The sequence below is a fragment of the Kitasatospora sp. NPDC040550 genome, assembly GCF_055594965.1.
The window spans coordinates 324,528-331,160 of sequence record NZ_JBVIWC010000006.1; the positions used below are offsets into that span (position 1 = coordinate 324,528).

Sequence of the window (6,633 nt, forward strand, 5' to 3'; positions counted from 1 at the left end):
ACCCGGCTCCGACAACCGGAGGCTCGGCACGCGACGGTGGCCCTCAGCGCGTCGGACGGCCGTCGGGGGCGCGCCCCGGGGTGTGGCCGAAGGTGCGGCGGTGGACGTCGATGAAGGCACTGGCCGAGGACCAGCCGCAGCGGTGGGCGACGGCCGTGACCGGCTGTCCCTCGGCGAGCAGCACCAGGGCGCGGTGCAGCCGCAGCTGGGTGCGCCACTGGGGGAAGGTCATGCCGAGGTCGGCGCGGAAGAGCCGGGAGAGCGTCCGATCGCTGGCCCCGACGGCCCGGCCGAGTTCGGCGAGGGTGCGGTGGTCGGCGGGGTCGGCGTGCAGCAGCGCGCACACGGCCCGGAGCAGCGGCGCGGTCGGGGTGGGCAGGTGCAGCGGCTGCTGGGGTGAGGCGCGCAGCTGGTCGAGCAGGACGGCGCGCAGCCGGGAGCGTTCGGGTCCGTCCTGGGCCGGGGCGCGGGTGTAGGCGACGATCAGCTCGCGCAGCAGCGGGCCGACGGCGAGGACGGTGGGCCGGTCGAGGCCGAGCGGGTTCTCGGTGGCGGGCAGGCCGACGAGGTGGAGTTCGAGTTCGCCGTGCGCCTGGTGGGCGTGCACGGTGCCGGCCGGGATCCAGAGCGCCCGGGTGCCGGGGGCGACCCAGGACCCGGCGTCGGTGGTGATGGCGACCACGCCGCGGGCGGCGTAGGCGATCTGGTGGTCGTCGTGGCGGTGGGCGTCGATCCCGGTGCCGGGGGCGAGCAGCTCGGCCCGGGTGGGGGCGACGGGATCGTGGCGGATGTGCGGCATCAACTGGCAGATTATCGGAAGTCCGACAGGGGGTGCCGGTTCCAGCATGTCCGGGTGAGCACTCCAACGACACCAACGACACCAACGACACCAACGACACCGACGACACCGACGAAGCGGGCGGTCGGACCGGCGGGAGGGCTGTCGGGGCGGACCTCGATCACCCTGCTGTCCGTCGGGCACTCCTGCGTGGACGTCTACCAGGGCGCGGTGGCGGCCCTGGTGCCCTTCCTGGTCGCCGAACGCGGCTACGGCTACGCCGCCGTCTCCGGCGTGGTGCTGGCCGCCTCGCTGCTCTCCTCGGTGGCCCAGCCGCTGTTCGGGGCGCTGACCGACCGGTGGCCGCTGCCCTGGCTGCTGCCGGTCAGCACTCTGGTGGGCGGCGCGGGCATCGCGCTCTGCGGACTGGGCGATTCGTACGGGCCGACGCTCGCCTGGGTGGCACTGTCCGGCGTCGGGGTGGCCGCGTACCACCCGGAGTCGGCCCGGGTGGCGCGGGTGGTGGCCCGAGGGTCCGGGCACCGGGGGATGGCCTGGTTCTCGCTGGGCGGCAACCTGGGCTTCGCGGCGGCCCCGCTGCTGGTCGCCGGCGTGGTCGGCCTCGGCGGGCTGCGGCTGAGCCCGCTGCTCCTGCTGCCGGCGCTGGCGGGGGCGGCGCTGTGCGTGCCGGTGCTGCGGGAACTGGCCCGGCAGCGGGCCGCCGGGGCGGGGCCGGCGGAGCGGACCGGGCGGGACGACCGGGCCGCCTTCGTCCGGCTCTCGCTGGCCGTGGTCTGCCGCTCGATCGCCTTCACCGGGCTGAGCACCTTCCTGTCGCTGTACGCCACCCAGCGCCTCGGCGGCGGTTCGGCGGCGGGCACGGCGGCGCTGGTGGTGCTGTACGCGGGCGGTGCGGTGGGCTCGGTGCTGGGCGGGGCGCTGGCCGAGCGGTGGGGGCGGGTCGCCGTGTCGCGCTGGTCGTACCTGGTGGCGGCGGTCGCGGTGGCCGGGGTGCTGGTGGTGCCCGGTCCCGGGCTGTACGGGTGCGTGGCGCTGACCTCGGCGGGCCTGTACGTGCCGTTCTCGCTGCAGGTCACACTGGGGCAGGACTACCTGCCTTCGCGGATCGGTACGGCGAGCGGGATCACCCTCGGGCTGACGGTGAGCATCGGCGGCCTGGCCAGCCCGCTGATCGGCGGCCTCGCGGACGCGACCTCGTTGCGGACGGCGCTGGTGCCGCTGGTGGCGATGCCGCTGCTCAGCTGGGCGCTGTTCCGTACCCTGCCGGAGCCCGCCGGGCCGGAGGCCGGTCCCTGACCGCCGCACCCGGACGGGCGGCGCCGGGGCCGGGCCCGTACGTCCCGTCAATCGTCCGCAGCTGGTGCGTTCGTATATGGAAAGACAGATGAGCGACGGAAGGGACGACCGGCATGAAGGTGCTCGTCCTCGGCGGAGCCGGCGTGATGGGCCGCGTCGCCGCCCGGGCCACCGCGCGCCTCGACATCCTCACCGACCTCCACACCGCCTGGCCCGTCGATGTCGGCGCCGATCCCGGCGACACCGCTCTGCTGGGTCGCGACGGCGCCCCGGCGGCCGCCGCCGTGCACTGGATGCAGCAGATCAGCGGCACCGTCGCCGTCGTACGCGGCGGGCGACTCGCCCGGCGGCCACCTCTCGAACAGGTCGCGCTCGACCGGCCCGGCGGGCACCGGCGCCCCGGCCGCGCTCGGGCTGGCCCGGCTGCTGGACGGCACGGTGCGCACACCCGGCGTCCACCCGCCGGAGACGGCCGTCGACGCCGAGCGGTTCTTCGCGGACCTGGAGCGGAACCGGCCGGGGGGTGGACGTGGTGGTGGAGCCGGGCATCGAGCGGTGACGGCCCCGGCCCTGGTGGGCGCGGCCACGCCCACCGGGGCCGGGGCGCTCAGCCCCCGAGCGCGGCGAGGGTGTCGTCGAGGGCCGGCGTGCCCGGGCGGGGGCGATTGTACGGGAGCCTGCCCAGCGCCGCCCCCATCGCGCAGCTGTCGGTCAGCGCGGAGAGGACCAGTCCGCCGCCGATCGCGGCGGACACCCAGCGGGCGCCCGGCCGGGCCCGGTCGGCGAGCAGGCCGAGCAGCATGATCGAGCCGGCCACCAGCCGGACCTGACGGTCCATCGCCCACACCCGGTGGGCGCCGTCCACCCGGTCGACGGGACGGCCCGCGTCCGTCCAGGCGTTGGTGCCGCCGGTGACGACGAGGGCGGTGATCCCGGCTTCGTCGAGCCGCGCGCAGGCGTTCTGGGCGCGCTGCCCGGCGGCGCAGACGACCGCGAGTTCGGTCCGCCCGGCCGCGGTGCGCAGGGCGGGCAGCGCGCGGTCGAGCTGGTCGAGCGGGACGTTCAGGGCGCCCGGGATGTGCCCGGCGGCGTACTCGCCGGGGGAGCGGACGTCGATGAGGGTGAGCCGGCCGAGGCGCGGCTCCAGCTGGTCGACGGTGAGCGGGGTGGTCATGGGGAGGCGGTGTCCTCTCGGGAGGGGAGGGGCGGGGGACCGGCGCGTCCGGGGGGAGGCGGCCGGGGCGGGAGGGCCGGTCAGGCCAGTGTGGTGACCAGCATCAGGATGGCGATACCGAGCAGCGCGATCGCGAAGGCCCGCTGGAGGGCGCGTCCGCTGAGCTTGTCGGCGAGCCGCTTGCCGTCCCAGGCGCCGAGGATCGCGGCGCCGGTGAAGGGCGCGGCGACGGCCCAGTCGATCGAGCCGATGGCGCCCAGGCGGGGCAGCAGGGCGGCGAGGGAGTTGGCGGTGATGACCAGCAGGCTGGTGCCGACCGCCTCGGCCATGGTGAAGGCGAGCACCGAGACCAGCGCGGGGACGGCGAGGAAGCCGCCGCCGACGCCGAGCAGTCCGGTGACGGCCCCGAGGCCGGCGCCCGCCGCGGTCGAGCGGCCCGGCCCGGCGGCGGAACGTTCCGGCCGGTCGGTCCTGGGCGGCAGCAGCATCCGCCAGGCGGCCAGCGCGGCCAGCGCCGCGAAGGCGCCGGTCAGCAGCGCGCCCGGCAGGCGGGCCGAGAGCGCCCCGGCCGCCGCGGCGGCGGGCAGTCCGGCGGCGGCGAACAGCGCGCCGGTGCGCCAGCGCACCCGGCCGGCCCGGGCGTGGGCGAGCAGGCCGGTCAACGAGGTCGCGGCGACGATCACCAGGCTCGCCGTGGTGGCCAGGGCGGGGGAGAAGCCGAGCAGGTAGACCAGGGCGGGCACGGCCAGCATGCTGCCGCCGCCACCGAGGCTGCCGAGGGCCAGCCCGACCACCGCGCCGGCGGCCAGCGCCAGCAGCAGCGTGGTCATATCGCCTGCCCGGTACAGCCGTTGGGCGCGTCGACCGGCAGGCCGGCACGGGCCCGGGCGGGAGTGGACGGGCCCGGGCTGTGCGGGCCGGGGCTGTGCGGGCCCGGGCTGTAAGGGTCGGAGCTGTGCGGGCCGGGGGTGGGCGGCAGCTGGGCCATGGGCTTCTCCAGTGGTGCGGGCCGGGCCGCGGTGGTCCGGCGGGTCGGGGGTGCCGCGGTCGCACGCCGCCGCCGCCCGGTGCGGGCGGTGGCGGTGGTGCGCAAGGTGGTGCGGGTCTCTCGTCGGCTCGGCCGGGCCCGGGCGATGCCCGGGGAGGCGGCGGGCCGGTTCCCCCGTCGACGCCCACCATAGTACCCCCGGGGGTATTATCGAAATCCCTCGGCGATACCCCCGTCCGTATCGGACCGTGGCAGCCGTATGCTGGTAGAAATACCGAGGGGGGTATCCGAGAAGACCGCGTCCGCACCGTGGCGCCCGGCGTTGCCCAGGAGGAAAACCCCGTGTACTTCGCTCAGTTCTACCTCGACTGCCTCTCCCAGGCCTCGTACCTGATCGCCGACGAGCGCACCGGCCGCGCCGTCGTGGTCGACCCGCGCCGTGACGTGGAGGAGTACGTCGCCGACGCCGAAGCCCACGGCTTCACCGTCGAGGCCGTCATCAACACCCACTTCCACGCCGACTTCCTGGCCGGCCACCTCGAACTGGCCGCCCGCACCGGTGCCTGGATCGGCTACGGGCAGCGGGCCGAGACCGAGTACCCGATCCGCAAGCTCGGCGACGGCGAGCGGATCGAACTGGGCGACGTCGCCCTGCAGATCATGGAGACCCCCGGCCACACCCCCGAGTCGATCAGCGTCCTGGTCTACGAGCAGCCCGACGACACCGTCCCGTACGGGGTCCTCACCGGCGACGCCCTGTTCATCGGCGACGTCGGCCGCCCCGACCTGCTCGCCTCCACCGGCGTCACCGCCGAGGAGCTCGGCGCGATGCTGTACGACAGCGTCCACCGCAAGCTGATGGGGCTACCGGACGAGACCCTGGTCTTCCCCGCCCACGGCGCCGGCTCGGCCTGCGGCAAGAACCTCTCCACCGAGATGCGCTCCACCATCGGCACCCAGCGCCGCACCAACTACGCCTGCCGGCCCATGGACCAGGACACCTTCGTCCGCATCGTCACCGCCGGCCAGTCCACCGCCCCCGCCTACTTCGGCCACGACGCCGTCCTCAACCGGCAGGACCACCCCCTGCTCGACCCCACCAACACCGCCCGTCCCCTGTGCCCCGCAGGCTTCCAGGAGGCCCGCACCGCGGGCGCCGTCGTCCTCGACGCCCGCAGCCCCCAGGACTTCGCCGCCGGACACCTGCGCGGCGCCGTCAACGTCCCCGTCGACGGCCGCTTCGCCGAACAGGCCGGCACCGTCCTCACCCCCGACAGCGACCTCGCGATCATCGCCCCGCAGGACCGCGAGGGAGAGGTCATCACCCGCCTCGCCCGCATCGGCTTCGACCGCATCACCGGCTACCTGCGCAACCCCGACACCGCCCTGCCCGCCCTCGCCGACCACCTCACCCCCGCCAGCCGCCTCACCGCCCACCAACTCCGCACCGCACTCACCGCCCAACAGCCCCCCACCGTCCTGGACGTGCGCACCCGCGGCGAACGCGAGACCGGCGCCATCGAAGGCTCCCTGCACATCCCCCTGACCGAACTCCCCACCCGCCTCGACGAGATCCCCACCGACCACCCCCTCGTCGTCCACTGCGCCGGCGGCCACCGCTCCTCCATCGCCGCCAGCCTGCTGCGCCACCACGGCCACCCCGACGTCTCCGACCTCCTCGGCGGCTACCACGCCTGGCACACCCTCACCCACCCCGCCCAGGACTGAACCCAGCCGTCCCGACGGTGCGGACCGGTGCTGCTCCGGTCGGGTCGTCGGGCGGTCAGGCGGGGCCGGCCGCCGCGGCGGCGCGCAGGCGGCTGATCTCCGGGTTGCGGCGCAGGTCCGGGAACCGGTCGCAGAGCTGTCGCACCACCTCCGCCAGGAACGTCCGTGCGGCCTCGGCGAGTTCGGCGTACGCCACGGTGCCCGTTCCGCCGCGCTCCTGACGGATGCGGACGGTGTCGCCCCGCCGTTCGAAGCGGTACTCGCCCGCGCCCCCGGCGGCGGAGTAGCGGGTGCGCTTGGCGGCGGCCAGGTCCCGGGCCGCGCCGAAGAGGCCGAGCGCGATGTCCAGGACCGGACCGGTGCCGCTGAAATCGGCGCCGTCCAGGCGGAAGGTGTACGGGCCCCGGAAGGCCTCGTAGGTGAGGTCGTAGAGGTCGGCGGTCGCGAAGTCCATGGTGCCGTTCGGGCCCCGGTCGGCGCCGCCGGTCTCGGCGGGGGAGAAGGAGAGATCGATCATGGTGTGGTCCGTTGCGGGAGGGGACGGGGGATACGGCGGATCGGGGGGGGGGGGGGGGGGGGGGGGAGGGGGGAGGGGGGGGGGAGGGGGGGGGGGGGGGGGGAGGGAGGGGGAAAGGGGGGTGGGGAGAA

General features: G+C 75.9%; 8 protein-coding genes. 2 read left to right on the forward strand and 6 right to left on the reverse strand.

Translation table 11 applies throughout. The annotated features are described in order from the left end of the window. Positions 1–43: 43 nt before the first annotated feature. On the reverse strand, positions 44–799 hold the full coding sequence (locus ACZ58X_RS12445; RefSeq protein WP_470333630.1) for an AraC family transcriptional regulator: 756 nt from the start codon (positions 797–799) through the stop codon (positions 44–46). A gap of 141 nt (positions 800–940) precedes the next feature. Between ACZ58X_RS12445 and ACZ58X_RS12450 the strand changes: the two genes are divergently transcribed. Next, the gene (locus ACZ58X_RS12450; RefSeq protein ID WP_470333648.1) at positions 941–2,095 is read left to right on the forward strand and encodes an MFS transporter; all 1,155 of its coding nucleotides are present in this window, start codon (positions 941–943) and stop codon (positions 2,093–2,095) included. Positions 2,096–2,142: 47 nt separating this feature from the next. Here the strand turns inward: ACZ58X_RS12450 and ACZ58X_RS12455 are convergent, their stop codons facing one another. The 4 genes from ACZ58X_RS12455 to ACZ58X_RS12470 form a co-directional block, all read right to left on the reverse strand. Then, the gene (locus ACZ58X_RS12455) at positions 2,143–2,541 is read right to left on the reverse strand and encodes a hypothetical protein (RefSeq protein ID WP_470333631.1); all 399 of its coding nucleotides are present in this window, start codon (positions 2,539–2,541) and stop codon (positions 2,143–2,145) included. A gap of 161 nt (positions 2,542–2,702) precedes the next feature. Next, positions 2,703–3,269: a rhodanese-like domain-containing protein gene (locus ACZ58X_RS12460; protein ID WP_470333632.1), complete on the reverse strand. Its 567-nt coding sequence runs from the start codon at positions 3,267–3,269 to the stop codon at positions 2,703–2,705. An 80-nt stretch (positions 3,270–3,349) separates the two neighbouring features. Next, entirely contained in the window at positions 3,350–4,099 is a 750-nt protein-coding gene (locus tag ACZ58X_RS12465; protein ID WP_470333633.1) for a sulfite exporter TauE/SafE family protein, read from the reverse strand. After that, on the reverse strand, positions 4,096–4,362 hold the full coding sequence (locus tag ACZ58X_RS12470; protein WP_470333634.1) for a hypothetical protein: 267 nt from the start codon (positions 4,360–4,362) through the stop codon (positions 4,096–4,098). The genes ACZ58X_RS12465 and ACZ58X_RS12470 overlap by 4 nt, the downstream gene beginning before the upstream one ends. 237 nt (positions 4,363–4,599) lie before the next feature. On the opposite strand from ACZ58X_RS12470, the gene ACZ58X_RS12475 reads away from it, so the two are divergent. Continuing rightward, entirely contained in the window at positions 4,600–5,985 is a 1,386-nt protein-coding gene (locus tag ACZ58X_RS12475; protein ID WP_470333635.1) for an MBL fold metallo-hydrolase, read from the forward strand. 55 nt (positions 5,986–6,040) lie between these two features. On the opposite strand, the gene ACZ58X_RS12480 is transcribed toward ACZ58X_RS12475, so the two are convergent. After that, a complete protein-coding gene (locus ACZ58X_RS12480) occupies positions 6,041–6,502 on the reverse strand; it encodes a hypothetical protein (protein ID WP_470333636.1) in 462 nt (153 codons plus the stop codon). Positions 6,503–6,633 lie beyond the last annotated feature (131 nt).

What these genes read in the sequence shown, in the direction of transcription:
- ACZ58X_RS12445 (WP_470333630.1), bottom strand. Translation starts at nt 799, where the DNA reads ATGCCGCACATCCGCCACGATCCCGTCGCCCCCACCCGGGCCGAGCTG.
- ACZ58X_RS12460 (WP_470333632.1), bottom strand. Translation starts at nt 3,269, where the DNA reads ATGACCACCCCGCTCACCGTCGACCAGCTGGAGCCGCGCCTCGGCCGG.
- ACZ58X_RS12465 (WP_470333633.1), bottom strand. Translation starts at nt 4,099, where the DNA reads ATGACCACGCTGCTGCTGGCGCTGGCCGCCGGCGCGGTGGTCGGGCTG.
- ACZ58X_RS12480 (WP_470333636.1), bottom strand. Translation starts at nt 6,502, where the DNA reads ATGATCGATCTCTCCTTCTCCCCCGCCGAGACCGGCGGCGCCGACCGG.